This window comes from Fictibacillus arsenicus, from assembly GCF_001642935.1.
Taxonomy (GTDB): domain Bacteria; phylum Bacillota; class Bacilli; order Bacillales; family Fictibacillaceae; genus Fictibacillus; species Fictibacillus arsenicus_B.
The window spans coordinates 561,887-587,660 of the sequence record NZ_CP016761.1; the positions used below are offsets into that span (position 1 = coordinate 561,887).

Sequence of the window (25,774 nt, forward strand, 5' to 3'; positions counted from 1 at the left end):
TAAAACAAAACTTAAACTAAAATTACCAGGAGGTTCTTCAAATGAACGTAAAACAAACTTTAGACACAAAAGGGTTATCTTGCCCAATGCCAATCGTAAAAACAAAAAAAGCAATGGATGGTCTTGCTAGCGGAGGCATCTTAGAAGTACTTGCAACTGATAAAGGTGCAGTAAATGACTTATCAGCATGGTCAAAATCATCTGGTCATGAATTATTAGACCATAAAGAAGAAGACGGCGTATTCAAGTTCTATATTCAAAAAGGGTAAAAAAATTTTAAATGCAAGGATACCTATATAGGTATCCTTGACAAAAGGGAGAGTTGGAAAATGGAACAAACACAAGATAAATCAACAATGGTCGTATTCAGCGGTGATCTTGATAAAGCGATGGCGAGTTTTATTATCGCAACAGGTGCAGCTGCTATGGGGAAACAAGTGACGATGTTCTTTACATTCTGGGGATTAAACATCTTAAGAAAAGAAGAATACGTAAATGTGAAGAAAACATTCATGGATAAAATGTTCGCGAAAATGATGCCAAGAGGACCTGAAAAACTTGGTATTTCTAAAATGAACTATGGCGGTCTAGGCGGAAAGATGATGAAGTATACGATGAAAAAGAAAAACATTGTAACGCTTAAAGAATTAATCGAGATGGCTCAAGACCTAGATGTGAAGATGGTTGCATGTACAATGTCTATGGATGTTATGGGTATTACGAAAGATGAGCTTATTGATGGTCTTGATTATGCTGGTGTAGCTTCTTACCTTGCTGATGCAGATGAGTCCAAGATCAACTTGTTTATCTAAATAAAATCAGCCATGGGGGAGTGAAGTCATGGAATTAGGATTCATAATAACGATTTTTTTAATAGGCTTTATAGGTTCTTTTATATCCGGAATGGTAGGGATCGGCGGATCGATCATCAAGTATCCAATGCTTCTATATATTCCAGCTATGCTAGGCTTCACAGCATACTCGGCTCATGAGGTTTCAGGTATAAGTGCGGTTCAAGTTTTTTTCGCTACTATAGGTGGGGTTTGGGCTTATCGTAAAGGCGGTTATTTGAACAAGACTCTTATTATCTATATGGGTTCAGCTATTCTGTTAGGAAGCTTTATTGGCGGATATGGTTCACAGGCAATGTCAGAGGGACAGATTAATATCGTATATGCAGTATTAGCGACGATAGCAGCTGTAATGATGCTTATTCCTAAGAAGGGCATTGATGACATTCCATTAGATCAAGTGAAGTTTAATAAATGGCTGGCAGCGGGACTCGCATTTATTGTAGGTGTAGCAGCAGGTATAGTAGGTGCAGCTGGAGCGTTTATCCTTGTTCCGATCATGTTGGTTGTTCTTAAGATACCAACTCGAATGACGATTGCCACATCACTTGCTATCACCTTCATTTCATCAATCGGTGCAACGATTGGTAAGATCACGACTGGTCAAGTATTGTTATGGCCAGCAGTCATCATGGTAGTAGCAAGTCTGATCGCGTCTCCGCTTGGAGCTCAATTCGGTAAAAAAATAAATACAAAAATCCTTCAATTCATCTTAGCTGCACTAATTATTGCAACGTCAATTAAGATTTGGCTAGATATTTTAGGATAAATGTTTGCCTGTTCATCAATTAGGCAAGACATACTAAGAAAGACACAAACAAGGGAGATGCTTATGTTTCATTACACAGTCGAGACAACAATGACAATGGAAGAAGCGGCTCAAAAATTAGAGGAACAGTTAAAAGAAGAAAAGTTCGGTGTGCTATGGCAGTTTAACGTAAAAGAAAAGCTGCAGGAAAAAGGACTGGACTATAACGATGATTTTCTTATTTTAGAGGTATGCAACCCACATGAAGCGAAGGAAGTTCTGACACAGAATAAGATGATCGGATATTTCTTGCCTTGTAAAATGGTGTTGTATACAGATGAGGGGAAGACGAAAATCGGAATGCCGAAGCCGACTGAGTTTGTAAAACTGCTCAACGACCAAGACCTAGAACAAAAAGCAAAAGACATTGAAGACCGATTGATCGCATGTATGGATAAAACCGTTTGATTAAAGGCTCTTTTCAAGAAGATTGTTGCATATGATTCTTTTTATGAAGACACTTCGTTGACATGTTGATTGGAGTGCAAGGTGCGAGACTCCTGCGGGATCAGCGGGACAGGTGAGACTCCTAAGGGTGCAAAGCGCCGAGGAGGCTCACCGCACGCCCCGCGGAAAGCGAGCATCCTGGAGCGGAAATCAACCACTTCTAATAGCAGCATCGTTGCAAAAACAGTTTTATTTTAAAAAAAGAGCCTGTCTGGGGCTCTTTCTTTATGTGCTCTTGTAAAATTGGATTGACCGGATAAGTGTCATTGTCATCGTTGCAAACCCTACCGAAAGAATTGTAACGAGGGAATAAAATAAAATCCCTTCTCCCATCACATAAAGCCCAGCTAATATAACGGCTGCATCGATCAAAAAAATGACCATGCCGACATTTATCGAAAGCCAGCGTGATACGAAAAGTGCCAGCAGATCAGTTCCGCCAGTACTTGTTTCGTGCCTCAGCATCCAGCCAATACCTGTTCCAATAAACAAACCGCCAATTACAGAACTCTCAATGATTGAAACAGAAAACATACCTCTTAATGGAGTCAAAAGATCAATGATTAAGGAAGAAACTAAGAGACCATGAATGCTGTTAATAAAATAGCGGCGTTCGAGCTTCCATGCTATAAGATATATAGGAATGCTTAATAAAATCAGGGTTAGACCAACTTTATAGCCCCATACATATTTTACGATAAGACTGATCCCGATCATCCCGCCATCCAGTAAATGAAAAGGGACAATAAATCCATTTATTCCTATACCGAGCAGCACGCTGCCCAAAAAGATTGCTACAGTACGTTTCATCATGGCAATCATCCCTGTCTAATGTGATTACTAGATAATATGCGGGTTTGTCCAGGAATAGTCATTATGGCGAGCGGTTGACATACAAAATCCCCCTGCTATTCAGCAGGGGGATGTGCGTTTATTTCTTTGTGAATCCTAATTGAATCGTTTGCGGTTTTTGTGGCGGAGCACAGCAAAGTGACAGATCGCGTGCATCTCCAGCAGATTCAAACTTAGAGTCTTCTTTCGTGTAGAAGATCTCCCAAGCGTTGCCGTCCGGATCATAGATCCATACCTTATCTTGAACGGCATAGCAGCATGTCGTGTCCATCTCGTCGATTAATAACAGACCTGCTTTACGAAGACGTTCACCCATAGCGAGTACGTCTTCTGTGTTATTTACTTGAAAACCTAAGTGGTTCAGCACGCCTTCTTTTTCGAAGGGACGCACATTCAGGGAAAAGTGTAGTCCTGGTTCATCCAGTTCGAATTTTGCATAGTTTTCTTTTACTTTTGCTGGTTCTTGCCCGAAAAAGTTTTTATAAAACTCAAGTGATTTCTCTAAATTTGAACAGTTAACAGCAACATGCATACGTTGGATCATGATTTGCACTCTCCTTTTTTATGATAATAGCAATAGCCATAGATATAGGCCGGTTAAAGTAATAAACAATGTTGGAACCGTTAGAAGGATACCAATTTTAAAGTAATAGCCCCACGTGATTTTTACACCCTTTTTAGATAAAACGTGCAGCCATAAGAGGGTTGCTAATGACCCAATAGGTGTAATCTTTGGTCCAAGATCTGAACCAATAACGTTTGCGTAAATCAATGCTTCGCGGATAACACCAGAAGTTTCTGTACCTTGAATAGCTAAAGCGTCAATCATTACAGTCGGCATGTTATTCATTACCGATGAAAGAATCGCTGCGATAAAGCCCATACCGATCGTAGCAGCAAACAATCCTTGGTCTGCAACAACTTGAATTACGTTTCCGAGCATATCAGTAAGTCCTGCATTACGAAGACCATAAACAACTACATACATACCGATTGAGAATACGACAACCGTCCAAGGTGCGTCTTTAACGACTTTTTTCGTTTCGATAGCTGGACTTTTACGAGCAGCTAAGATAAATATTAGTGCTGCAGCTCCTGCAATAAATGATACAGGAATACCGATAAATTCACTTGTTAAATAACCTGCTAAAAGAACAGCAAGGATCACCCATGATAGCTTGAAAAGCTTCTGATCACGAATGGCTTCTTTCGGTTTTTTTAATTGGGAAAGATCATAGTTTTCAGGGATATCTTTACCGAAAAAGATAAGCAGAACAAGCATGCTCGCTATTAAAGAAAAGAAGTTCGGTATGATCATCCGGCTTGCGTATTCAACGAATCCGATGTTGAAAAAATCAGCTGAAACAATGTTTACTAAGTTTGACACGACAAGCGGCAAAGAAGTCGTATCTGCAATAAATCCGCTCGCCATAATAAAAGGAAGAACCATTGATTCTTTGAAATTAAGTGCGCGGACTTGTGCAAGTACGATTGGTGTCAGGATTAATGCTGCACCATCGTTAGCGAAGAATGCGGAAACAGCAGCTCCAAGAAGGATGACATATGTAAACATCTTCTTGCCGTTCCCGCCAGCAAGTCTTGCCATATGAAGGGCAGACCATTCAAAAAAGCCGATTTCGTCCAAAATGATCGATATGAGAATGATCGCAACAAAAGCTAATGTTGCGTTCCAAACGATACCTGTAACGGTCCAGACGTCTGCAGGACTTACGACTTTTAGAAGAAGTGCAATAGTCGCACCGATTGTAGCAGACCATCCGATTGAAAGACCTCTAGGCTGCCAGATAACAAAAGTAATCGTAACTAGAAATACAGCGAAGGCCGTAATCGCCATGCTGTCCATATCAATTCCCCCAATTGCTCCTGATTTTCTATGTTAGCAGCAAACCTTACCGCCCGAAGCTTTAAGTTGTTCAATTTTCTCTGACATATCAGGAAGAGCTTCTAAGTTTGCTTTTATAAAAGGATAGATCTCACCGTCGATGGAGTAAAATATCCATTGACTGTTTCGTCGTTCTTTAACTAATTTGGCTTGCTTTAATTTTCTTAAATGTTGTGAAATACTAGGTTGTGTCATTTTTAATATTTCAACCAGCTCGCATACACATAATTCTTCGTGACGGAGTAAAGCTAAAATATTCAAGCGTGTTTTATCTGCCATTGCTTTGTAACAATCGGTTAACTGATCCAGTTCCATATCGATTTCACCTCATTAGTATATAACCATATGTTTATATAAAATGTCAAAGAATATATAAATAAATATTGATATAAGGATATACTTATATTATGATGGTCACGAAAGAAAGTTCTTTAATCTTAGGAGGTTTTAAACATGGCGAAACCAATCATCTATTTCCTTTGCACAGGAAACTCTTGTCGTTCTCAGATGGCTGAAGGATTCGGACACCACTATCTTAGTGATAAATATGACGTATATTCTGCTGGAATTGAAGCGCACGGTGTAAACCCGAATGCTGTTAAAGCGATGAAAGAAGTAGATATCGACATTACAAATCAGACTTCTGATGTAATTGATAAAGATATCTTAGAAAAAGCTGACTTAGTTGTAACGCTTTGTGGACATGCCAATGACGTATGTCCGGCAACACCGCCTCATAAAAAGCGTGAACACTGGGGATTTGATGACCCTGCAGGGAAAGAGTGGAGCGAATTCCAGCGTGTACGTGACGAAATCGCAGCACGTATCAAGCGTTTTGCTGAAACAGGAGAATAATTGTAGCAGACAAGCTCAGAAGCCGATGGTTTCTGAGCTTTTTTTGTATGAATTCTCTCATTTAGTTCATGTTAGTAATGAGGTGAATGATGTGAAACGATTAACTATTCTGTTGATTAGCATGTTGATAATGATTATGAATTATCCGAACCATTCCGAAGCGGCTGAGGGAAAAGCTGCTTTTATTCGTAAAGATGGACTTTGGTTAAAAGATGGGGATGTGGAAAGAAGGTTAGTTGAAGGCAGTAAGCTGTCACACCCGAAATTCTCTAGTGATGGAATGTATATCAGTTACATGGCTGGTGAGGGTGAAGCAAAAGAGTTATGGGTATACAACCGGGTGACTCGTCTAAAAAGAAATGTGTTTACAGGTGTTGTTGAGATGCCAAGATGGTCACCAGGAGGTCAGCTGCTCGCTTGGAAAAGCGGGAGCGTTCTAAATGTAATAGATGTGTCAAAGCCGGCGTCATCTTTTCAAAATGTAATCATTGGTGTTGGAAACTATAGCTGGACACCTGATAGTAAAGGGTTTGTTGTTTCCTCTTCAGCTAGTTTGCAGCCAGATGGATGGACCCCTGTTCAGATCTTTACGGTTCCGGCAGATGCAAAAGGCGATTTGAAAAAAGTGAGGAAAATTACTACTTTGCCAGAAATGAGTGATTCTTTTTTCGCTATCGGCACAACAAAATTTAAGTGGGGGATGAAGAATAGCGTTTTTACTTTTATCGCCTGCCCCACTGCTTCATTGTCGGCTGACAGCAACACATTAATGATTGTTTCAAAGAACGGATCAAACACTAAAATGATCGCAAATATGTTAAGTAACTCAAATTGGTTTCACTGGTCTCCAAAAACTGAAAGATTGGCTTTTATTAATGGGATAGGAAGACTTGTCTCTGAAAATAAACGATTAACCATTTGGGACTCACGAAGCGGAAAAGAAGTGGATCTAAGTTTTAAAGGTTATGCTGATGGAGATTTCACATGGAGGAATGACCGTGAAATCGTTGTAAGCAGGCAGATTGAGTGGGGATGGGAAGTGCCTGAAGAAAAAAGATCTAAGCCATTCCTAGCTTTGGTTGATACAACGACAAGGAGTGCTAAAAGATTAACTCAGCCCGAGAAGGGAGCTGCAGACGAATATCCTAAAAAATTGCCTAATGAAGCGATTATTTGGGTAAGAACATTTGCAATCTCTAATCAATCAAAAGTTATGAAAAAGGTAAATCCAGGATCTAAAGAAACCGTTTGGATCGATAAATTAGTAAAACCTACTGAGGAATATTACGGATGGCCAAGCGTATTGGATGTTTATCAAGGTAAGTAGTGAGAGAAGCATCCCCTTTAGGGGATGCTTCTTATTTTAGCAGAAGGCTGGGAAATAAATGTCGATGAAACTCGATATACGAAGGAGTAAAAGTAAATTGTGAGCAAACCTTGGTCCTTTTGGAGTATTTTATTAGCTCAGGAAGCTGAAACGACGAAGGGAAATAAATTGTTGGGGGACCAGTCCCCAACAATTTATTTTTTTCTAAAGGATTCTCTCTGCTTAATAAGTAATTTTATTAAGCAGAGAGAAAGGGGATTTAATAAATGCAGTCTTTACGTAAAAATACACACCTAGAAACGCAGCCGTTATATAAGAATGTAAAAGTAATGAATTTGCTTGGAAGTAAATTTATATCATTTTTAGGCGATCAAGTTTACCTCCTCGTACTTCCGCTGATTGTACTTCAGCTTACAGGTTCTGCTGTTTCTATGGGGATCATAGCTGCTGTGGAAAGGATCCCGGTTTTCTTCCAGCCTATAGCTGGATGGATAGCAGATACATATAACCGGAAAAGAATTCTTTATTTCAGTGATCTCTCCAGAGGATTTTTATTGCTGCTGCTTGCTGCGCTCTACCAAACCGATACACTTGAATTTTGGCATATTGCAGCGGGGGCCTTATTCATGGGTTGGCTGACGCAGCTACATAATGCAGCTGGGTTTGCTTTTTTACCTCATCTCGTACAAAAAGAAAGGCTACATGAAGCAAACGCATGGGATGAAGGATTATTTCAAACGGCAATCGTTATTGGTCCGGCACTGGGAGGACTGCTAGTTTCAATGACTGCTCCAGGCGCAGGTCTCTTCTTAAACGCAATATCATTCTTTTTAACTTTTTGGATGATCACTAAAATACATATTGAACACGAAAATAAGGTAACCCCCTATAATCGGCATACCTTTTTTCACGCATTTGCTTCAGAACTCAAAGAAGGTTTTAAACATGTGTTTAATACGAAGATCATTTGGTATACAAACTTGGCGCTCATGATATCAACTTTTGGAACAACGATGTTTTTAACGTTACTTATTTTCCACCTAAAAGAAGTTCTCTTTTTTAAGCCTGCTGAGATTGGGATCATACTCTCATTAGGCGGTTTGATGGCGATCGCTGGAGCCCTGGTAACAAACAGAATGAGCAGGATTTTCAGATTTCAGACGATCTTAATGTTCGCGCATCTAACAGGAGGACTTTCCATCATTGGACTCGCATTCTCTGAAACTTTTATTAGTGTCGCGATAACGAATGCGATTGGTGTATTAGCTGCTTGTATGATCAATCCTTGTATTCGAACAATTCGTCAGACGCATACCCCTGATCATTTATTAGGCAGAGTTCAGGCCACAAGCAGATGGATGACGTGGTTATTGCTGCTGGTCTCAGCGATACTATCAGGTTATTTGGCGTCGTCTACCAGCTCAACGTTTACTATTACAATTGGCGGAATTGTTACAGCAGGTACGTTTCTGTTTTATTTATTGCCCTCAGTTCGAAAAGCTTAAATTTAAAACACGTCCGATTTTCGCTCTTGTTTTCTCATGAATGTCCGTTTTCTTTCATACAGTTAAAAGTAAGGAAAAAGCAGGAGGGGGAAAACATGAACTGGGACTTGCAAAATAAAGAGCTTGAAAAAGCAATTGCTGAAATTACTGAGATTGCAGACCACTTTGGCCTTGATTTTTACCCTATGCGGTATGAGATATGTCCGGCTGATATTATTTATACTTTTGGTGCGTATGGAATGCCCACACGTTTTTCACACTGGAGCTTCGGAAAACAGTTCCACAAAATGAAGCTTCAATATGATTTGGGATTAAGCAAAATCTATGAACTGGTAATCAATTCAGACCCATGTTATGCATTTTTGCTAGATACAAACTCATTGATACAAAATAAGCTTATCATTGCCCATGTTCTTGCTCATTGTGACTTCTTTAAGAACAATGTCCGCTTTTCAAACACGAGAAGGGACATGGTAGAGTGCATGACAGCTACGGCAGAACGAGTGGCTCAGTACGAACATCTATATGGAAAAAAAGAAGTAGAGCAGTTCTTGGATGCTGTGCTTGCTATCCAAGAACACATCGACCCGTCAATCGTTAGGAACAGACTAAACTATGTGTTTGGTGAAGATGATGAAATAATACCTAAGAAAGAAACGCCTTACGATGACTTATGGAAAATCGATGATAAAAAAGGTCCTAAGCCTGCATTGAAAAAGAAAAAATCTTTTCCGCCTCAGCCTGAGAAAGATATTCTTTTGTTTATTGAGCAATACAGCCGTGAACTAGAAGAATGGCAGAGGGATATTTTATCAATGATGCGAGAAGAAATGCTTTATTTCTGGCCGCAGCTCGAAACAAAAATCATGAACGAAGGCTGGGCATCTTATTGGCACGCCAAAATCCTGCAAGAAATGGACTTAACCTCTCATGAAACAATCGAGTTCGCTAAACTGAACGCTGGAGTTGTCCAGCCATCCAAGACATCCATCAATCCATATTACTTAGGACTTCAAGTATTTAAAGATATTGAAGAACGATACAACAACCCAGATGAAGAGCTAATCAGGCAAGGAGTTAAACCTGGTTCTGGACGAGAAAAAATGTTCGAAGTCCGTGAACTGGAGTCCGACATGTCTTTTATCCGAAACTATCTAACAAAGGATCTAGCTCAGCGGGAAGACATGTACCTGTTCCAAAAACAGGGGAAGGAATACAAAATTGTCGATAAGCAATGGGAAGAAGTCCGTGATCAGCTCGTTAGTATGAGGGTAAACGGAGGGTTTCCGTATATCACAGTAAATGATGCAGATTATATGAAGAATGGGGAGCTATACCTCAATCATAGCTATGAGGATATGGAACTTGATGTGAAGTATCTTGAGAAGGTATTACCGCATCTTCATCATCTTTGGGGACGCCCTGTTCATATGGAGACGAAGATCGAGCAGAAGCCTGTATTGTTCACATTTGATGGGAAGACTGTGCATCGAAAGTACCTATAAAATTAAACGAGCGTTTAAAAACTGATAGGAAAAAGCACGCTGGTGGCGTGCTTTTTATTTTGGGAACATAGAATATACAGCCTGAAAGAGTTAAGTTTTTTAAATCCACCGTATAAATGATGCTGTCATGTATGAAAGTGATCTGATACCCACCACTCTGCGTTCCGCATACTTACGGTTCCTTCAACGTGAGTGACATCAAACGGAAAATAACTTACAAACGAAATGCCTTATTCGCCTCTTGTCATGTCAGCGGTCTTGCTACTGGCATTCTTCTTTTTCAACGAGTGGCGCGCAGATTAGCTCAATGGGTATTTATGAGGAAGTCCCAGGAGAGAGGTACATAGAAGAAGTATTAAATATCAAGTTTACGGGTACCAATCCATTTTACGATCAAAAATTAATTGATAAGACTCCTATGATGAACCGCTATGACATTATTTTATTGTATAAAACTGAAACTATTGATGTAGATGAGATTAATCAGTCACCTTCTTATAAAATATCAACAAATTAGGGTTAGATTGTAATTAAAAGAAAGTAGGAACTGAAATATGAAAAATAGCACAATTTTCCCGTTGGGACAAAAAGTTCATGCAAACTTTATTGGTGATGCATATTTACAAATGGTGTTTACTGATCCAACACCACTCAACACTTCAATGGGGAATGTAACATTTGCGCCTGGATCCCGCAATAACTGGCACTCTCATAAAGCTGGACAAGTTTTGTTAGTCACCGGGGGGAAGGATGGTATCAAGAAGAAGAAAAACCAGCGCAATTACTTAAAACAGGCGATGTAGTGAATATTCCGGCGAATGTAAAACATGGCATGGAGCGACAAAAAACAGCTGGTTTGTACATTTAGCAATGACACCAGGAGAAACCGATTGGTTAGAGCCTGTCAATGATGAATGGTATAGCAAATTATAAATATAACACCATCTAATTGTAGATCGATAGGAAAGGAAAAACAATAATGCATAAGCGCTGTCCATCGGAAGTATCTCTAAATTTAAACAAGCGTTTAAAAACTAATCGAAAAAAGCACGCAGATAGCGTGCTTCAGCTTGTAGACAAAGTCAGATGTCTACAAGCTTTTTTTATTGTAGAATTAAATTAGATAATGTTTGAGGGGAGAAATTTACATGTTATCTAAGCATTCTACTGAAGGACGTCACCAAGTTACTCTAGCAGCTCTTGACGAGCTTGTACCTCAGGATCATTTGGTACGAAAAATTGATCAAGTCATGGATTTTGACTTTATTTATGATGCCGTAAAACATACATATTCTTTGGATAATGGCAGACCGAGCGTGGACCCTGTTGTTTTAGTCAAAATGGTGCTCCTTCAATATTTATTTGGTATTCGATCAATGCGCCAAACGATAAAAGAGATTGAAACGAATGTCGCTTATCGTTGGTTTTTAGGCTATGACTTCAGCGAGAAGATACCTCATTTTTCAACGTTCGGGAAGAATTACGCACGTCGTTTCCATGATAGTGATCTTTTCGAACAGATCTTCTATCGGATTCTACGTGAAGCTACGAATTATGGTCTGGTTGATCCCACTATTGCTTTTATCGATTCCACGCATGTGAAAGCCAATGCCAATAAGAAGAAGTTTGATAAGAAGATAGTACGTGTGGAAACGCGCAGCTATCAAAACAAACTTGAAGAAGAAATCAATATCGACCGTGAGGCACACGGAAAAAAGCACTAACCCCTCAAACAAAAGAAGATACGAAAGAAGTTAAAGTGAGCACTACGGATCCGGAGAGTGGCTACTATGTAAAGGACGAACGGGAAAAGCTGTTTGCGTACTCTTTTCACACCGCCAGTGATTCAAGAGGTTTTATTCTTGGAAGTCTCGTCACCGGAGCCAATGTTCATGACAGTAGAATGCTCGAGCCACTTGTAAATCAGTTGTTAGAAAACGTAGGAAAACCGAACGCCTTAGCTGTAGATGCAGGATATAAAACACCGCCGATTGCCAAGTTTTTGATGGACCAGGAAATTCGCCCAGTAATGCCTTACACACGACCGAAAACCAAAGATGGATACATGAAGAAGTACGAATATGTTTACGATGAACATTACGATCAATACATATGTCCGCAAGGCGAAACGTTACCCTATAGAACGACGACCCGCGAGGGCTATCGTCAATACGCTTCCAATCCTTTGAAGTGCAAACAGTGTCCTTTGCTTTCTCAATGTACGCAGAGTAAACAGCACATCAAGATGATCCACCGGCACATCTGGGAGGAGTACTTGGAGGAAGCCGATCACCTTCGTCATACGGAGGAGAATAAAAAAATATATGCACAGCGAAAAGAAACGATTGAACGTGTCTTCGCTGATGCAAAAGAAAAGCATGGTATGCGTTGGACGAAGCTGAGAGGGCTTAAAAAAGTTTCCGCGCACGCGATGCTTACTTTCGCTGCCATGAATCTTAAAAAACTGGCAAACTGGACATGGCGAGGTCCATGTCCAGTGTAAGTTAAGCTAGAATTCCTTTGGAAAACCTAGAAAAAATGAACAAACCCCATCTCAAATCAATTTGAGATGGGGTTTGTCTACGTTCTGAAGCACGCAGATAGCGTGCTTTTTGTTATTCCTTGGTCTAACAATATCGTATTAAATATAGCTAGTTATAAATTCAGATATCATATTGTTTTCATGATATTGTTCTTTTAATTATAACTTGTGTCATATACATTTTCAGATAAGGAGGAATGTGTATGCCCAAAAAGGTTCTTCTTTTTACAGATTTGGGAATAGATGATGCTTTTGCTCTTATTTATGCCTTTTTCCGTAAAGACGTAAAAATATTGGGGATAGTTGCTGATTATGGGAACGTATCGAGAACAAATGCAATTAGGAATATTAATTATATAAAGTACATTATGGGACAAGAAAAAATTCCAGTATTTCTCGGTGCATCTGTTCCACTAACTGGCATTTCGGTTCAGTTTTTTCCTGAAGTACATGGAGAAGCGGGCTTAGGACCAATCATTCCTCCAGATATTCCTTACCCAGTATTCCCTATTAATGATATTTATCAGATAATAGATGAAGATATAGAGGACCTCACAATCATCAACCTTGGAAGATTATCTTCGTTAGCAACTACATTTATCCTTAATTTAGAAAAGATGAAAAAAGTAAAGGAGTATATTTGCATGGGAGGAGCGTTCTTCTATCCAGGGAATGTAACAGCCGTAGCAGAAGCCAATTTTTACTCTGACCCCTATGCAGCAAATCTAGTCTTGCTCCATGCTAGAAATTTGACGATCATTCCATTAAACATTACACAAAACGCACTCGTTACTCCCGAAATGGTTCAAACGATTGATAGATTCCATCAGAATACTCAGGATCCCGCAGGACTCATGATCAAACCAATGTTGGACTACTATTATAATTTTTACTCTAAATCAAACCCAGGTATTAAAGGAAGTCCTATGCATGATTTTATGACGATATGGTTTATGTTGCATCCAGAATTTGTGAACGTTTCGAGAGTACCAATAAAAGTTATACCCGACAGAGGGGAAGGTTTTGGTCAAAGCATTGCTGACTTTCGTTTTACAACAAACCCAGAGTATAGAACCCATAGCGTCGCTTTTTCTTTTAATTATGAAGCCTTTAAACAAAGCATTATGGATACCCTCTTAACTAGGAGGTGAGTGTTATTTTCGATTAAAACATAATTTATGTGCATTATTACCTGAAGAACAATAATAAATAAACCCTTTAAAAGTGTATACGGCACAACAGCATTTGAAGAAATGTCACAAATAATTGATGGGGGATAAAAATTAAACAAATGTTTAATTTTTGCATAAGAAAAAGCACGCCCTGGCGTGCTTTTGTTGTCTTTGTTGATATTTTCGTTAGCTTTGTTGGGCTGATTCCATTTCTTGAATTCGACATGTCACTCCTTTTTTAGTTTCAATAATCGAATTTAAAACAAGTTCTACAAAAGCTTCTACTGCTGGAGATAACCACTTTTTCTTTTTAATCAACATATGAGAATAAATGGGTTCGAATTTTTCAGAATGAGTTAATACTTTTAACTTTCCATTCTCAACTTCATTTTTAACTGTAATGTAAGGCAACGCAGCAAATCCAAGTCCACTCATTACAATCTGTTTGATTGCTTCTATACTCCATAGCTCCATAGTTTGAAAGTTATTGTGCATGCCATGCTTTAAAAGGTATCTTTCAAACATTGTTCTATAACTGCAGCCTTCTTCATTTGTTATGAAAAAATGATTGAATTTACTTTTTTTGTAATTGTCAAAATGGTTTGGACCGTCATTACTACTTACAATGACAATTTTCTCTTCTGCTAAAGAATAATGAATGCATTTTTCTAGTTCGATTTCAGGATAGACCATGAATGCAACATCTACCCGTCCACTCATTAAGTCAATTTGGTTTTGCCCACATGTCCCGTTGGTTAATATTAATTTGACATTAGGATATTTTAAGGAATATTCCTTTATTATTTGACCAAGCCTAGAGATTGTTAAAGACTCTGGTGCAGCCACTTTTATAACTCCATTAACTTCGTTGGTGCTTCGCATATTCTTGATCTGTTCGTGAGTAGAAAGTAAATCTTCCGCTAAAGATATTAACTCTCTACCTATATGAGTAAGCTGTAAATTTCTTTTTATATAAGTAAAAAGCTCTCCACCGATCTCCTCTTCAAGCGCTTGAATATGTGAAGTGATAGTAGATTGAGTATAGCCTAACTTCAAGGCCGCTCCTGTATAAGTTCCTATTTCTACAATAGTCAGAAACGTTTTCAGATGTCTAATTTCCATATCGTCTCTCCTTAAGGTGTAAGTTGTATCGAAAAAAATGATAATGGATTTTTCAATTTCAATTTTATTTATACTTATGGTCATCATACAATAAAGGCTATTCGATAGTAAATTAATTAAATGAAGGTGAGTCTATGAGTATAGCAGCGTTTTTTTCGTATGTAATTATTACATCCATTACACCTGGACCAAGTAACATCTTGATAATGAATGAGGCGAGGAGGTTTGGACTTAAAGGTTCATGGAGGTTTATTAGCGGCATCTTGGCAGGATTTGCCGTACTTGGGATTTTGAGTGGAGTATTTACAGCTAGTCTTTATAATGTAATTCCCTTTTTAGAGCCATATTTGAAATTTGCTGGTGCAGTATATCTACTCTACATGGCTTGGCAGGTGGGTCTATCAAATAGTGCCAAGGAGAATTTAAGAGATGTGCAATCTTCCTTTTTATCAGGTTTTATCTTCCAAATTATAAATGTTAAAAGCATTTTGTTCTTTTTAACATTGATGAGTGCTTTTATTTTACCGTTTAATGATTCTCTTAAAAACGTAATTATCTATTTAGCATTGGCCATTTTTCTAGGATGGTTAGCATTGCTTTTGTGGACAGGGTTTGGATCAATGTTTAAAAAAATTTTTGCCAAACATGAAAAGTCATTTCGGTTAGTAATGTGTTCGTTATTAATTTACTCTGCGGTTACGATTTTTCTGTGATAATTAATGAGATGTTAGAGGTGAATATAAACTAGTAGTTTTATCAAATTAAACAAATGTATAAAAAGAGTTAGGGAAAAGGATGATGCTTGCTTTCAGCTGTAAACATTTACTATGCCTACAGCTGAGAATCTCTCGAACCCTAAGGGAATTGAGCTTAAATAACACAGGAGTCATGATTAATAAATCGTATAAAGGCATCTGCCGCAGGACTGGGGAAGGTCTCTTTATGCCGGACAATATGAAAGTTTCTAAGAACCTTTAAGTCTTTTCCTTCTAATACTTGAATCTCTCCAAACTTTGTTTCCATTTGAATGGTTCTTTTAGAAACAAAACTAATGTATTCTCCGGTTAAAACTGCTTGTTTGATCGCTTCAGTTGAGTCTAGTTCAATATATTTTTGAAGAGAAACCTCGTGTTGTCTAAGGTGTTTTTCAATAGTTTTACGTGTGTTTGAATCTTGCCCTCTCATTACGAACTTCTCATTCATTATGTCTTCAAGTCTTAAATTTTTCTGCTTGGTAAGGGGGTGATTCTTCCTTGCGATCAAGACGATCTCATCTTGCAGCAGAATCTCGTTGATTACCGATGTAATTACAGGTACTTCAGGGATAATGGCTATATCAAGTAAATTGTTTTTAACTTTAAATAGAATTTCATCCGTTGGCTGGATTTCTAATTTAATGCTTACACCTGGATATTTTTTCATAAAGTTGATGACAATCGGAGCCATCAAGTAGTTCCCGATTGTAGTACTAGCTCCAACCACGATTGATCCACTTTCTAGATTTTTCATTCCTTCCATAACAGACTCCGTTTTGCCTACTAAAGAGAGAATTTTTTCTGCCATTTCGAACAAAACCAATCCAGAGTCGGTCAGTTTAATCTCCCTTCCTACACGATGGAAAAGGGTTAATCCAAACTTCTGTTCCATTGATTCTATTTGTCTTGAAACAGCTGGTTGACTGATGGAGAGTTCATTTGCAGCTCGTGTAAAACTTTTTTGCTTTGCAACATGATAAAACGTTTTAAGCTGATAAAAATCCATGGATCATCCTCTCTTTCTTCTATAACGTAACCGTATAGAGGGTATTACAAATATGCATTTTTATTATATTTCAATTAAGAATAGAATGGAAGAAAGGTAACTTATTCGGGAGAGGATCTTATGTCTTGGTTTAAAAGAAACCCAATATATTTAGTCCATTTAACGATAAGTTCTGGTGAGTCATTTAAGGTACAACAATTATTAAGTAAATGGGGAATTCCCTTTAAACTTGAAATATCTTCATCCTGCATCCTTCTAAAAGTAAAAGAAGAGCATATAGCACTTGCGAAAGACGTTGTTAAGATTGCTTGCATTAAGACAGGGGATGTATAAGCATGCTAAGTGACAAAATAGAAGTATTTGATCAGAGAAACAGCCTTTCATCTGAAAAATTAAAACAGATATATAAGAGAACATTATTAGTTGTAAGTATTTCACAAATCTTTGGTGGGGCAGGACTCGCTGCTGGAATTACTGTTGGTGCACTTCTTGCACAGCAAATGATGGGGACAGATGCATTTTCAGGTTTGCCTGCTGCCCTTTTCACAATCGGCTCAGCAGCAGCTGCGTTTATAGTGGGGCGTCTTTCTCAACGGTATGGACGCCGAACAGGGTTAACAATTGGATTTTTGGCAGGGGGTCTGGGAGCATTAGGTGTTGTTATAGCTGCTATAACAAACAGCATTTTGCTTTTATTTGTTTCTTTATTTATATACGGTGCGGGTACAGCTACAAATTTACAAGCTCGTTATGCAGGTACTGATTTAGCACATGAAAACCAGCGTGCGACAGCGATTAGTATTATTTTAGTTTCAACAACAGTTGGTGCTTTTGCAGGTCCTAATTTAGTTGGTGTGATGGGGGATTTTGCTATATCAATTGGTGTTCCAGCTCTTGCAGGACCTTTCATCTTATCGGGAACGGCATTTATAATAGCTGGACTTATTATTTTCCTTATGCTTCGTCCAGATCCTTTCTTGTTCGTAAAAATGATGGAAGCTAGTTTAAGCGAACAAGTCTTTGAAGGATCTTTAACTAAAAGTAATCAATACAACAATAAAAGAGGCATTGCAATCGGTGCGGCTGTCATGATTCTTACACAGCTTGTGATGATTGCAATAATGACGATGACTCCAGTTCATATGAAACATCACGGACACGGACTTAGCGAAATAGGTCTAGTTATTGGTGTTCATATCGGTTCGATGTATCTGCCTTCACTCGTTACGGGTGTCCTAGTTGATAAAATTGGCCGTACTGCGATGGTTATTGCTTCAGGAATCACATTGCTTCTCGCGGGTGTAATAGCCGCAATCGCACCGGGTGACTCTATGTTTTTTCTAATAATTGCTCTATCTTTACTAGGACTAGGCTGGAATTTCGGATTGATTAGCGGTACTACTATATTAGTGGATTCTACACAGTCTTCTACCCGAGCTAAAACTCAAGGCACGATTGATGTATTGATAGCATTAGCGGGAGCTACTGGTGGAGCTATGTCTGGAATGATTGTTGCTTACTCTAGTTATGCAGCATTATCATTTGCTGGGGGAGTATTGGCACTCTTGCTGATTCCCGTTGTGGTTAATTATCGCGGGACTCTAAGACAGAAAATTAATCAAAGGTGACTATGAACTTAAACAAGTGTTTAAATTTGCCTACAAGAAGCACGCTACTGGCGTGCTTTTTGCTATGCTTATGTATAATATGGGTAAATAAAACTTGGAGGAGACATTAAATGAAAACCATTTTAATTGTTGATGATGAACCAAAATTACGGGAAGTGGTCTCTTCTTATTTAAAGAAAGATGGATTTCGAACTCTGGAAGCGTCTAACGGAAAAGATGCTCTTCACAATATTTCTGCTGAAAATGTAGATCTTGTAGTACTTGATTTAATGCTGCCGGATATGAGCGGAGAAGAAATTTGCCAAGAGATACGGAGGCGATTCAGTGTTCCGATCCTTATGCTGACTGCAAAAATAAATGAAGAAGATCGAATCAAAGGATTATCAATTGGTGCAGATGATTATATGATAAAACCGTTTAGTTCCCGTGAGCTTGTTTTGAGAGTGAAAACCATTTTACGACGTTCAGGGGATGGAGAATTATTAGCTGAACAGATTACATATAACGATGGTGAACTGAAGATAGCGGCTGATAAACAAGAGGTTCATGTTAAGGGACGGTTAATCAACCTTACTCCAAATGAATATAAATTGCTGATTACTTTTGCAAGACATCCAAACCGTATTTTCTCTAGAGATGAATTGATCGAAAAGATTCTGGGATTTGATTATGAAGGCGGTACACGAACGATCGATCAGCATGTGAAGAACCTGCGTCACAAGATTGAAAGCAACCCGAAAGCACCCCAATATATCGTTACCGTTTTTGCAATGGGATATAAGTTTACAGGAGGGGGTTCTCATGTTTAGAGGGCTTCATGCAAGATTAACGATTAGTTTTGTGTTTGCTGCTTCATCTATTCTTATTATTGCAAGCATTATTATCATACTGGAAGTACATTATCATTTAAATATGTTTAAAGAAGATGTACCTGATTTTAATAGTATAAGTCCGTTGACACACCATTTCGAAAGAGCACTGTTAAGCTCTATAATTTGGACTTCAATTGGAGCAATTCCCTTAGTCTGCATCATTAGTTATTTTGTTGCGAAAAACCTATCAAAACCGCTCATCTTAATGAGAAAAGCAGCAGAAAAAATGGCAAGGGGAGACCTTCAGGCAAGAGTTAAAACATTAGGAAACGATGAATTGAATGAACTCGGTATGTCTCTAAACCAGTTAGCTTCTCAACTTCAACGGCAAGAATCAGCTCGAAAAAATATGACTTCAGACATTGCCCATGAGTTACGAACGCCTCTCGCAACCATCAAAAGTCATCTAGAAGCCTTTGAGGACGGTGTTTTTCAGCCAACGCCTGAGAGGATTCACTCGCTTAAAGAAGAAATAGAGCGGCTGATACTATTAGTACAAGATCTTGAACACCTTACCGAAATGGAATCTCCGCAATCTGTCCTTGAGCTTAAGAAAGAGGACTTAAACAAAGTTATAGACAAAAGCATCGACGCAGTATCAGCCACATATGTACAGAAAGGTGTAAGGCTTGAAAGCAGTTCTAACGCTCCCATTGAATTAAGTGTGGATGCAAAGCGTATGACTCAGGTGTTTATCAATCTTTTAAGCAATGCATTAACCTACACTCCTGCTGGCGGGTACGTAACAGTTACAGCTGCGGAAGTACCCGATCTTGTTCATGTTACGGTAAAGGATACAGGTAAAGGAATTCCGAAAGATGAAGTCGAACAAGTGTTTGAACGTTTTTATAGAAGTGAGAAGTCTAGAAATAGAGAATATGGCGGAAGCGGAATTGGTTTGACTATTGTTAAGAGGATTGTAGAAGCTCATGATGGCCAAATATGGATTGAAAGTGAACTTGGTAAAGGTACTGAAGTCCATATTCGTTTTTCTAAATAAAAAAAGTCTCCAGCGCTGGAGACTTTTTTTGCGCTTATTATTCAGCTGATAATTCGCTTTCTGTTACCCATTTATGGTTTGTTACTTTTTCACCGCCAGTTGTTGGTGTGTAATCAACCATATAAACAGTCGTTTTTTCTGCCGAATCTATAGTTGCCTTAGCACCTTTCATCCCTTTCATATGGTCAGCGTTAAGTGTAACTTCAGCTCCTGGCTTTAAGGGTGGATCCTCAGCATCCTTAAGCTCTTCATGTATAACCCATTTATGATCAGTTACTTTTTTTCCGCCAGTTGTGGGTGTGTAAGATACCGTATAAACAGTAGTATCATAAGCTCCAACAATCGTTGCTTCAGCTCCATCCATGCCTTTCATGTGATCGGCTTTAATGATAGCCTTGCTATCAACTGGAAAAGCAGGATCTTTAGCTTCTTTTAAACCTTTAGGCACTTCACCAGACCCTGAATGATCCATTTTGCCATGTTCCGTTCCTTCGTGTGTTTCTTCTTTTTGATTTTTATTTTTGTCGTTGCCACAAGCCGCAAGAGTAAGGGAGAATGCAAGCAGCAATGTTAAGAATAGATTGTTCTTTAGCTTCATTTTTAATCCTCCTTCTGTTAATAGGTTGCCCATTAAAGTGTTAATAACTTCAATACTGTTTTATTATAAAAAGCAAATATGAAGAAGTTGTGAAGAGAAACAAAATCAATTTTTTTTGATTTAATAGTTGCAAATTAGAAAATAAAGGATATAATGAAATTACATCAAATAATTTTGATGTTAGGGGTGGTTAAAAATGAAAAAAGAAATACCTTTACTAAACAATATCAATCCAGCAACAAATCTTGACTTTGAAAAGTATGAACAAAAATTCAAGGCATTAGCCGATCAGCAGAGGCTCCAGATCATAAATATACTAGCGCTTAAAGAAAGTGTATGTGTATGTGATCTGACACCGATGATTGATATGCCACAATCAAAACTATCGTATCACTTAAAGATTTTATTAGAAGCTGACTTAATTCAAAAAGAAAAAAGAGGGACCTGGAACTATTATTCTTTGAACCTAAAGGAACTAAAAGGTCTTTTATCTGATCAGTTGTGCTGTGTGTTCTTGCCATCTTGTTGTTAAATGAGTACTACAATTTGTAGTATTTCATTTTTAAATAAAACATCAATTTTTTTTGATGTATAAAACAAATTTTTTTGATATAAAAGGAGGATACGTTTATGAACCATTATTACCTTGAATACATCTTGCAAAATCACCGGAAAGAATTAGAAAAAGTGAGCAGCGAACATTGGAAACTTCAGATAGAAGAAAAGAAAAAACTATCTTTTAGAAATTTATTTACTAGAAAGACAGCCGTTCAAAATAACCAAGTGTGCTGTGCTTGATTGAAAAGGAGCAGAAAATCATGTGGCTAGAAACCTTTAAAAGTTTTTTGAGCATTGCATTAGAACTCACCGTATTATTTGTGGCTATCTCTTTTGTTATCAACCTGCTTCAGTCTTACGTTCCATACGAAAAAGTGGAGAAATATTTGAGTGGTAAGAACAAAGGTCTAGCAGCGGTTTTTGCACTGATCTTTGCCTTCATTACACCTTTTTGTTCATGCTCTACCATTCCGGTTGTCGTAAACATGCTGAAAAAGAAGATGCCGTTTTCCATTGTAATGGTTTTCTTGTTCTCATCGCCAGTGTTGGACCCAACAATCATTACCATAATGGGGGTTATTCTTGGCTGGAAAGTAACGATAATCTATACCATTATAACCGCAGTTTTTTCTGTCATAATCGGTTTCACATTAGAAGCTTTTGGATTCGAGAAATCAGTGAAAAACGTGGTAATGACAGGCTATAAAGAAGAGTCCAAAAAGTTTGACGTGAGAGCCGCACTGCGGGAGACGCTTGGGTTGATGAAGAGTGTTTATCCTTATCTTATATTAGGAGCAGCAATAGGCGCTATCATTCATAGTCTGGTACCAACAAACTGGATTGCCGGTACATTTGGAAGTGATAATTGGTGGATTGTCCCGATTGCTGCAATAGTGGGAATTCCATTATACATCAGGCTCTCCAGTATGATTCCTATCTCCCAAGTACTGATTGCAAAAGGGATGGCACTGGGACCAGTTATGGCTTTGATGATCAGTTCGGCAGGTGCTAGTTTACCAGAGGTCGTCTTATTAAAATCTATTTTTAAAAAGGAGCTAGTCATTACATTTGTAGCCTCAGTTATCACGATGTCTACAGTCTCGGGTTTCATATTCTATCTTGTTTAAATTGCTTTATTGAAAGGAGGTGAAGAGGATGAGCTTTATCAAAATACTTTTAGGCGATAAAAAGGAAAATGAATGCTGCAGCATTGAGATTAAAGAAGTTAAGAGTGGAGAAGAGTCTTGCTGTGAAAATGATAAGAAAGATAATAAGTGCTGTGTTTAAAAAGAGTGAATGTTCACCTAAAACATTTTGAAACCCTCACTGATGTGTGAGGGTTTCATCAATTTAACATATAATTTCTTCTAAATTCTTTTGCTTGAGCATTTTTGCTTATTATAATGAGGTCATCAACAATCCGCCAATAGCACCTGTTACAACAATAACCCATGGTGGAAGCTTCCAATAAACCAGCATGCTGAAGAGTACTGCTGCAAAAGCAAAATCAATTGGTTTTAAGATCGTACTCGTCCAAATTGGGTTATAAAATGCTGAAATCAGTATCCCGACAACAGCCGCATTCACACCCATTAATGCTCCTTTAATTTTAGGGTTTCGACGCAGCATATTCCAAAAGGGAAGTGTACCCAAGATTAAAAGAAACGCAGGAAGGAAGATTGCAAACGTTGCTAATAATCCACCTTGCCATCCGTTCATAACTGCTCCGAGATATGCTGCAAAAGTAAATAGAGGTCCAGGTACAGCTTGTGCAGCACCGTATCCAGCTAAAAATGCTTCTTCACTAATCCAATCTGTTGGAACAAATTCACGCTCCAATAATGGCAAGACAACATGTCCGCCGCCAAACACTAAGGAACCTGAACGGTAAAAGCTGTCAAAGAGTGCAATCCAGCTGATTGAAGTTGCTTCTCTTATTATTGGTAAAAGAATAAGCAAACTAAAGAACAGTGTTAAACAAATGACTGCAAATGTGCGTGAGACAGGAAATTTAAATTCAGTATCTTCACTATCTGCTTGCTGACGGTACAAGATAAAACCAATAATTCCAGCAACAAGAATGACTCCAACTTGTGAAAAAGCCGTTTGCCAGAGAAGTGAAACTACTAAAGCGAACAATGCGATGGTCTTTCGTTTTAAATCAGGAGTTAATTTTTCAGCCATGCCTAGAATGGCATGTGCAACAACTGCGACAGCAACAATTTTTAATCCATGTATCCAGCTGAGGTCGCCAACATCAAGTCCTTCCAAAACGAGTTCAAATAGAATAAGCGCGATAACCGAAGGCAGTGTAAACCCTATAAAAGAAATTACGCCTCCCAAAACGCCTCCGCGCATAACGCCAATTCCTATACCTACTTGGCTGCTCGCTGGTCCGGGCAAGAACTGACACAGTGCAACAAGATCTGCGTAGCTTTTTTCATCCATCCACTTTCTTTTTCTTACATATTCTTCGTGAAAGTACCCTAAGTGTGCAATTGGCCCGCCAAAAGAAGTTAAGCCAAGCCTGGTTGAGATCAGGAGTATTTCTAATAATGTTTTGAAACGATTTTGTTCATGCTTCAATGCTCTTTCACCTCAGTTAATCTTTAATTTCTTTGAAAAGTTCATAAGCTTTTTTTCTTGCTTCAACAAGCACTAGATTTCCTTTTTCAGTAGAAGTGTAGTACTTTCTGATTTTACCTTCTACATTTTTATCCTCTTTTTTTAAAAGGCCGTCTGATTCCATATTGTGAAGAATTGGATAGAGGGTGCCGGTACTTATATTGTAGCCATGCTCTTTTAGCTCCTCTAACATCCATACTCCATAAATGGGATGTTCTTTTGCGTGGTGCAAGATGTGTATTTGTATAAATCCAAGGAAAAGTTTTCTTAATACCTTTTCTTCCATTGCGTCACCTTCCTTAATTACGAAACTCAATATCGACTTTCGAAAACAAGATAACATGTCTTCATTCAAAGTTCAACTGAATACCTATAAGATTTACATTATAGTAATAATTCTTTCAAAAAGAAAAAGAACTGGATTCCATAGAGTGTTAAAAAACCTTATATTATTTTCACAGTTTAGGCAGTTTATGGTTTTTTAATGGTACAATAAAAAGAAACTGATATATTAAAACTAATATAGATGCGGAGAGTGAAAGCAGTGGAATCGACATTAACGGTTGCCAATTATCTAAAAGAAAACGCTGACCTTCTAGCTAATAAAATCGTTGATGATATTATTAAAAAGTTTGGTTTTCAAGTTCCTCCAAACGATATTGTACAAGCAAAAAAGGTGTATGCTGAATTTCTAGAATTCTTGAGTGAATCTATTGACTGTAAAGAAGGATCTGTTCCAGATAAACTTGTTGAATGGAGCAGAGATAACGGTAAGAAGACTGCAGCTAAACATAATAGAATCTCTGATATCCTGATTCGTTACCCTGACACTCGAATGGTATTTGCAGATTTTATTATGGATATTAGTTTGGAACATGGATTGGGTACAAAAGACGTAGTGCTAATCCTTAAACGTGTTCACCACATGCTCGATGTCAGCTTAAATGAGACGGTTCTTGCATTTGAAAGACGTTCAGAGGAGCTTCTATTAAATGCAAAAAAAGAGCTTAGGGAATTGTCTACACCTATCGTACCTATTCAAGACGGACTTGCAGTTCTGCCATTAATCGGGTCGATTGATACTGATAGAACAGAGCATCTAATGAATGGCGTACTGCCAAAAATTCCGGAAATGAATATTGAACGGCTTATCATAGATTTTTCAGGAATTGTTGCTATTGATACTGAGGTAGCTGCAAATATATTTAATGTGTACAGAGTACTTGGTTTGTTAGGAATCGATGTACTTGTAACAGGTCTTCGTCCAGAACTGGCGATCAATGCTGTTTCAGAGGGGATTGACTTTACTTCTATAAAAACATTCGCTAGCGTGAAGCAGGCGATTGAGAGCATTAGATCGTATTCTTAATTAAACATTTGTTTAAAGGTGAAAACCAGCATGCCATGGCATGCTGGTTTATTTTTTGTTTTTCTATATATTTTGCCGTTTTACTTTGCTTTATTTTTTATATAGTTGATAAATCCTTCCCGGTGTCCTTCGCTTTCTATTATTTTGCGGACATAATAAGGGTCTTTTAATAATCCGTTTTGTTTATCAAGTAATACCCATTCTTTTAACTTGGGGTCACTGATTAGCTCTTCATACCATTTTTCGCTTTCTAATTCTGCCCAAAGTTCTTTTATGTCAGGATCTTTTATTTTTAAAACTCGTTTTTGTATGACTTCAATTATGAGTCCAGCTGTGATCAAACAAAGCAATAAGAAAAGCAGCATCTTTATAGCCTCCGATTATATAAAACATTTGGAAAATATTTTTTGAAAATAAAAGTATTAATAAATAATTCTATTGTCATTCTTTGGAACTAAATGTAATATTTTCAGT

30 protein-coding genes and 2 pseudogenes are annotated in these 25,774 nt (G+C 38.1%); 22 read left to right on the top strand and 10 right to left on the bottom strand.

Features of this window, described 5'->3' with window-relative positions; all coding sequences use genetic code 11:
• Nucleotides 1-41 precede the first annotated feature (41 nt).
• From ABE41_RS03140 to ABE41_RS03155, 4 genes are all read left to right on the top strand, one after another.
• Nucleotides 42-269, top strand: a complete 228-nt coding sequence (locus ABE41_RS03140; RefSeq protein ID WP_066286415.1) for a sulfurtransferase TusA family protein — start codon at nucleotides 42-44, stop codon at nucleotides 267-269.
• A gap of 60 nt (nucleotides 270-329) precedes the next feature.
• Nucleotides 330-812 (top strand): DsrE/DsrF/DrsH-like family protein, encoded by a 483-nt coding sequence (locus ABE41_RS03145; protein ID WP_066286417.1) that lies wholly within the window; start codon nucleotides 330-332, stop codon nucleotides 810-812.
• 28 nt (nucleotides 813-840) lie between these two features.
• Nucleotides 841-1,620 (top strand): sulfite exporter TauE/SafE family protein, encoded by a 780-nt coding sequence (locus ABE41_RS03150; protein ID WP_066286419.1) that lies wholly within the window; start codon nucleotides 841-843, stop codon nucleotides 1,618-1,620.
• 63 nt (nucleotides 1,621-1,683) lie between these two features.
• A complete protein-coding gene (locus ABE41_RS03155; RefSeq protein ID WP_066286421.1) occupies nucleotides 1,684-2,067 on the top strand; it encodes a DUF302 domain-containing protein in 384 nt (127 codons plus the stop codon).
• A gap of 264 nt (nucleotides 2,068-2,331) precedes the next feature.
• On the opposite strand, the gene ABE41_RS03160 is transcribed toward ABE41_RS03155, so the two are convergent.
• The 4 genes from ABE41_RS03160 to ABE41_RS03175 all read right to left on the bottom strand — a co-directional run bounded on the left by ABE41_RS03160 (nucleotide 2,332) and on the right by ABE41_RS03175 (nucleotide 5,176).
• Nucleotides 2,332-2,919, bottom strand: a complete 588-nt coding sequence (locus ABE41_RS03160; protein ID WP_066286423.1) for a YitT family protein — start codon at nucleotides 2,917-2,919, stop codon at nucleotides 2,332-2,334.
• A 118-nt stretch (nucleotides 2,920-3,037) separates the two neighbouring features.
• A complete protein-coding gene (locus ABE41_RS03165) occupies nucleotides 3,038-3,499 on the bottom strand; it encodes an ArsI/CadI family heavy metal resistance metalloenzyme (protein WP_437435467.1) in 462 nt (153 codons plus the stop codon).
• 21 nt (nucleotides 3,500-3,520) lie between these two features.
• Nucleotides 3,521-4,813: an arsenic transporter gene (locus tag ABE41_RS03170; RefSeq protein ID WP_083207915.1), complete on the bottom strand. Its 1,293-nt coding sequence runs from the start codon at nucleotides 4,811-4,813 to the stop codon at nucleotides 3,521-3,523.
• A gap of 42 nt (nucleotides 4,814-4,855) precedes the next feature.
• Nucleotides 4,856-5,176, bottom strand: a complete 321-nt coding sequence (locus ABE41_RS03175; protein ID WP_066286429.1) for an ArsR/SmtB family transcription factor — start codon at nucleotides 5,174-5,176, stop codon at nucleotides 4,856-4,858.
• 138 nt (nucleotides 5,177-5,314) lie between these two features.
• On the opposite strand from ABE41_RS03175, the gene arsC reads away from it, so the two are divergent.
• The 8 genes and pseudogenes from arsC (at nucleotide 5,315) to ABE41_RS03215 (ending at nucleotide 13,746) form a co-directional block, all read left to right on the top strand.
• Nucleotides 5,315-5,716: an arsenate reductase (thioredoxin) gene (gene arsC / locus ABE41_RS03180; RefSeq protein WP_066286431.1), complete on the top strand. Its 402-nt coding sequence runs from the start codon at nucleotides 5,315-5,317 to the stop codon at nucleotides 5,714-5,716.
• A 91-nt stretch (nucleotides 5,717-5,807) separates the two neighbouring features.
• The gene (locus ABE41_RS03185; protein WP_156774212.1) at nucleotides 5,808-7,043 is read left to right on the top strand and encodes a TolB family protein; all 1,236 of its coding nucleotides are present in this window, start codon (nucleotides 5,808-5,810) and stop codon (nucleotides 7,041-7,043) included.
• A gap of 266 nt (nucleotides 7,044-7,309) precedes the next feature.
• Nucleotides 7,310-8,548 carry an MFS transporter gene (locus ABE41_RS03190; RefSeq protein WP_066286435.1) on the top strand — a complete coding sequence of 413 codons (1,239 nt, stop codon included), beginning with the start codon at nucleotides 7,310-7,312 and terminating at the stop codon, nucleotides 8,546-8,548.
• A 95-nt stretch (nucleotides 8,549-8,643) separates the two neighbouring features.
• Nucleotides 8,644-10,053 carry a SpoVR family protein gene (locus ABE41_RS03195; protein WP_066286437.1) on the top strand — a complete coding sequence of 470 codons (1,410 nt, stop codon included), beginning with the start codon at nucleotides 8,644-8,646 and terminating at the stop codon, nucleotides 10,051-10,053.
• Between the two features lie 307 nt (nucleotides 10,054-10,360).
• Entirely contained in the window at nucleotides 10,361-10,570 is a 210-nt protein-coding gene (locus ABE41_RS03200; RefSeq protein ID WP_066286439.1) for a hypothetical protein, read from the top strand.
• Between the two features lie 37 nt (nucleotides 10,571-10,607).
• Nucleotides 10,608-10,986 (top strand): annotated as a pseudogene (locus ABE41_RS03205) (cupin domain-containing protein).
• Between the two features lie 215 nt (nucleotides 10,987-11,201).
• Nucleotides 11,202-12,556: pseudogene (locus tag ABE41_RS03210) on the top strand (IS1182 family transposase).
• Nucleotides 12,557-12,798: 242 nt separating this feature from the next.
• Entirely contained in the window at nucleotides 12,799-13,746 is a 948-nt protein-coding gene (locus ABE41_RS03215; protein WP_066286443.1) for a nucleoside hydrolase, read from the top strand.
• Nucleotides 13,747-13,953: 207 nt separating this feature from the next.
• Here ABE41_RS03215 and ABE41_RS03220 read toward each other — a convergent pair whose 3' ends face one another.
• The gene (locus ABE41_RS03220; RefSeq protein ID WP_066286445.1) at nucleotides 13,954-14,889 is read right to left on the bottom strand and encodes a LysR family transcriptional regulator; all 936 of its coding nucleotides are present in this window, start codon (nucleotides 14,887-14,889) and stop codon (nucleotides 13,954-13,956) included.
• Between the two features lie 134 nt (nucleotides 14,890-15,023).
• On the opposite strand from ABE41_RS03220, the gene ABE41_RS03225 reads away from it, so the two are divergent.
• The gene (locus ABE41_RS03225; protein ID WP_066286447.1) at nucleotides 15,024-15,602 is read left to right on the top strand and encodes a LysE family transporter; all 579 of its coding nucleotides are present in this window, start codon (nucleotides 15,024-15,026) and stop codon (nucleotides 15,600-15,602) included.
• A gap of 157 nt (nucleotides 15,603-15,759) precedes the next feature.
• On the opposite strand, the gene ABE41_RS03230 is transcribed toward ABE41_RS03225, so the two are convergent.
• A complete protein-coding gene (locus tag ABE41_RS03230; protein WP_066286448.1) occupies nucleotides 15,760-16,650 on the bottom strand; it encodes a LysR family transcriptional regulator in 891 nt (296 codons plus the stop codon).
• Nucleotides 16,651-16,770: 120 nt separating this feature from the next.
• On the opposite strand from ABE41_RS03230, the gene ABE41_RS03235 reads away from it, so the two are divergent.
• The 4 genes from ABE41_RS03235 (at nucleotide 16,771) to ABE41_RS03250 (ending at nucleotide 20,150) form a co-directional block, all read left to right on the top strand.
• Nucleotides 16,771-16,983, top strand: coding sequence for a hypothetical protein (locus ABE41_RS03235; RefSeq protein WP_066286449.1), 213 nt, complete (start codon nucleotides 16,771-16,773; stop codon nucleotides 16,981-16,983).
• Between the two features lie 2 nt (nucleotides 16,984-16,985).
• Nucleotides 16,986-18,278, top strand: a complete 1,293-nt coding sequence (locus ABE41_RS03240; RefSeq protein WP_066286450.1) for an MFS transporter — start codon at nucleotides 16,986-16,988, stop codon at nucleotides 18,276-18,278.
• Nucleotides 18,279-18,388: 110 nt separating this feature from the next.
• Complete coding sequence (locus ABE41_RS03245; RefSeq protein WP_066286454.1) at nucleotides 18,389-19,087, top strand: response regulator transcription factor; 699 nt, start codon at nucleotides 18,389-18,391, stop codon at nucleotides 19,085-19,087.
• Nucleotides 19,080-20,150: a sensor histidine kinase gene (locus ABE41_RS03250; RefSeq protein WP_066286455.1), complete on the top strand. Its 1,071-nt coding sequence runs from the start codon at nucleotides 19,080-19,082 to the stop codon at nucleotides 20,148-20,150. Before ABE41_RS03245 ends, ABE41_RS03250 begins: the two co-directional genes overlap by 8 nt.
• 37 nt (nucleotides 20,151-20,187) lie before the next feature.
• Here the strand turns inward: ABE41_RS03250 and ABE41_RS03255 are convergent, their stop codons facing one another.
• Nucleotides 20,188-20,781: a YdhK family protein gene (locus ABE41_RS03255; RefSeq protein WP_083207628.1), complete on the bottom strand. Its 594-nt coding sequence runs from the start codon at nucleotides 20,779-20,781 to the stop codon at nucleotides 20,188-20,190.
• Nucleotides 20,782-20,944: 163 nt separating this feature from the next.
• Here ABE41_RS03255 and ABE41_RS03260 point away from each other — a divergent pair, with 163 nt between their 5' ends.
• From ABE41_RS03260 to ABE41_RS21420, 4 genes are all read left to right on the top strand, one after another.
• On the top strand, nucleotides 20,945-21,280 hold the full coding sequence (locus ABE41_RS03260) for an ArsR/SmtB family transcription factor (RefSeq protein ID WP_066286459.1): 336 nt from the start codon (nucleotides 20,945-20,947) through the stop codon (nucleotides 21,278-21,280).
• Between the two features lie 98 nt (nucleotides 21,281-21,378).
• Nucleotides 21,379-21,546 (top strand): hypothetical protein, encoded by a 168-nt coding sequence (locus ABE41_RS20885; protein WP_156774213.1) that lies wholly within the window; start codon nucleotides 21,379-21,381, stop codon nucleotides 21,544-21,546.
• A gap of 20 nt (nucleotides 21,547-21,566) precedes the next feature.
• Complete coding sequence (locus tag ABE41_RS03265; protein ID WP_066286461.1) at nucleotides 21,567-22,433, top strand: permease; 867 nt, start codon at nucleotides 21,567-21,569, stop codon at nucleotides 22,431-22,433.
• A 28-nt stretch (nucleotides 22,434-22,461) separates the two neighbouring features.
• Complete coding sequence (locus tag ABE41_RS21420) at nucleotides 22,462-22,593, top strand: hypothetical protein (RefSeq protein ID WP_281249438.1); 132 nt, start codon at nucleotides 22,462-22,464, stop codon at nucleotides 22,591-22,593.
• A gap of 111 nt (nucleotides 22,594-22,704) precedes the next feature.
• Here the strand turns inward: ABE41_RS21420 and ABE41_RS03270 are convergent, their stop codons facing one another.
• Nucleotides 22,705-23,892, bottom strand: coding sequence for a chromate transporter (locus ABE41_RS03270; RefSeq protein ID WP_066286463.1), 1,188 nt, complete (start codon nucleotides 23,890-23,892; stop codon nucleotides 22,705-22,707).
• Nucleotides 23,893-23,908: 16 nt separating this feature from the next.
• On the bottom strand, nucleotides 23,909-24,217 hold the full coding sequence (locus tag ABE41_RS03275) for a PadR family transcriptional regulator (RefSeq protein ID WP_066286465.1): 309 nt from the start codon (nucleotides 24,215-24,217) through the stop codon (nucleotides 23,909-23,911).
• A gap of 258 nt (nucleotides 24,218-24,475) precedes the next feature.
• Here ABE41_RS03275 and ABE41_RS03280 point away from each other — a divergent pair, with 258 nt between their 5' ends.
• A complete protein-coding gene (locus ABE41_RS03280; protein WP_253805423.1) occupies nucleotides 24,476-25,300 on the top strand; it encodes an STAS domain-containing protein in 825 nt (274 codons plus the stop codon).
• Between the two features lie 80 nt (nucleotides 25,301-25,380).
• Here the strand turns inward: ABE41_RS03280 and ABE41_RS03285 are convergent, their stop codons facing one another.
• Nucleotides 25,381-25,665: a hypothetical protein gene (locus tag ABE41_RS03285; protein ID WP_066286468.1), complete on the bottom strand. Its 285-nt coding sequence runs from the start codon at nucleotides 25,663-25,665 to the stop codon at nucleotides 25,381-25,383.
• Nucleotides 25,666-25,774: the final 109 nt, after the last annotated feature.

Excerpts from the sequence above, each read along its gene's own strand:
- ABE41_RS03140 (WP_066286415.1), top strand. The coding sequence starts at position 42 with ATGAACGTAAAACAAACTTTAGACACAAAAGGGTTATCTTGCCCAATG.
- ABE41_RS03145 (WP_066286417.1), top strand. The coding sequence starts at position 330 with ATGGAACAAACACAAGATAAATCAACAATGGTCGTATTCAGCGGTGAT.
- ABE41_RS03150 (WP_066286419.1), top strand. The coding sequence starts at position 841 with ATGGAATTAGGATTCATAATAACGATTTTTTTAATAGGCTTTATAGGT.
- ABE41_RS03155 (WP_066286421.1), top strand. The coding sequence starts at position 1,684 with ATGTTTCATTACACAGTCGAGACAACAATGACAATGGAAGAAGCGGCT.
- ABE41_RS03160 (WP_066286423.1), bottom strand. The coding sequence starts at position 2,919 with ATGATGAAACGTACTGTAGCAATCTTTTTGGGCAGCGTGCTGCTCGGT.
- ABE41_RS03170 (WP_083207915.1), bottom strand. The coding sequence starts at position 4,813 with ATGGCGATTACGGCCTTCGCTGTATTTCTAGTTACGATTACTTTTGTT.
- ABE41_RS03175 (WP_066286429.1), bottom strand. The coding sequence starts at position 5,176 with ATGGAACTGGATCAGTTAACCGATTGTTACAAAGCAATGGCAGATAAA.
- arsC (WP_066286431.1), top strand. The coding sequence starts at position 5,315 with ATGGCGAAACCAATCATCTATTTCCTTTGCACAGGAAACTCTTGTCGT.
- ABE41_RS03190 (WP_066286435.1), top strand. The coding sequence starts at position 7,310 with ATGCAGTCTTTACGTAAAAATACACACCTAGAAACGCAGCCGTTATAT.
- ABE41_RS03195 (WP_066286437.1), top strand. The coding sequence starts at position 8,644 with ATGAACTGGGACTTGCAAAATAAAGAGCTTGAAAAAGCAATTGCTGAA.
- ABE41_RS03200 (WP_066286439.1), top strand. The coding sequence starts at position 10,361 with ATGGGTATTTATGAGGAAGTCCCAGGAGAGAGGTACATAGAAGAAGTA.
- ABE41_RS03215 (WP_066286443.1), top strand. The coding sequence starts at position 12,799 with ATGCCCAAAAAGGTTCTTCTTTTTACAGATTTGGGAATAGATGATGCT.
- ABE41_RS03220 (WP_066286445.1), bottom strand. The coding sequence starts at position 14,889 with ATGGAAATTAGACATCTGAAAACGTTTCTGACTATTGTAGAAATAGGA.
- ABE41_RS03225 (WP_066286447.1), top strand. The coding sequence starts at position 15,024 with ATGAGTATAGCAGCGTTTTTTTCGTATGTAATTATTACATCCATTACA.
- ABE41_RS03230 (WP_066286448.1), bottom strand. The coding sequence starts at position 16,650 with ATGGATTTTTATCAGCTTAAAACGTTTTATCATGTTGCAAAGCAAAAA.
- ABE41_RS03235 (WP_066286449.1), top strand. The coding sequence starts at position 16,771 with ATGTCTTGGTTTAAAAGAAACCCAATATATTTAGTCCATTTAACGATA.
- ABE41_RS03240 (WP_066286450.1), top strand. The coding sequence starts at position 16,986 with ATGCTAAGTGACAAAATAGAAGTATTTGATCAGAGAAACAGCCTTTCA.
- ABE41_RS03245 (WP_066286454.1), top strand. The coding sequence starts at position 18,389 with ATGAAAACCATTTTAATTGTTGATGATGAACCAAAATTACGGGAAGTG.
- ABE41_RS03250 (WP_066286455.1), top strand. The coding sequence starts at position 19,080 with ATGTTTAGAGGGCTTCATGCAAGATTAACGATTAGTTTTGTGTTTGCT.
- ABE41_RS03255 (WP_083207628.1), bottom strand. The coding sequence starts at position 20,781 with ATGGGCAACCTATTAACAGAAGGAGGATTAAAAATGAAGCTAAAGAAC.
- ABE41_RS03260 (WP_066286459.1), top strand. The coding sequence starts at position 20,945 with ATGAAAAAAGAAATACCTTTACTAAACAATATCAATCCAGCAACAAAT.
- ABE41_RS20885 (WP_156774213.1), top strand. The coding sequence starts at position 21,379 with ATGAACCATTATTACCTTGAATACATCTTGCAAAATCACCGGAAAGAA.
- ABE41_RS03265 (WP_066286461.1), top strand. The coding sequence starts at position 21,567 with ATGTGGCTAGAAACCTTTAAAAGTTTTTTGAGCATTGCATTAGAACTC.
- ABE41_RS21420 (WP_281249438.1), top strand. The coding sequence starts at position 22,462 with ATGAGCTTTATCAAAATACTTTTAGGCGATAAAAAGGAAAATGAATGC.
- ABE41_RS03275 (WP_066286465.1), bottom strand. The coding sequence starts at position 24,217 with ATGGAAGAAAAGGTATTAAGAAAACTTTTCCTTGGATTTATACAAATA.
- ABE41_RS03285 (WP_066286468.1), bottom strand. The coding sequence starts at position 25,665 with ATGCTGCTTTTCTTATTGCTTTGTTTGATCACAGCTGGACTCATAATT.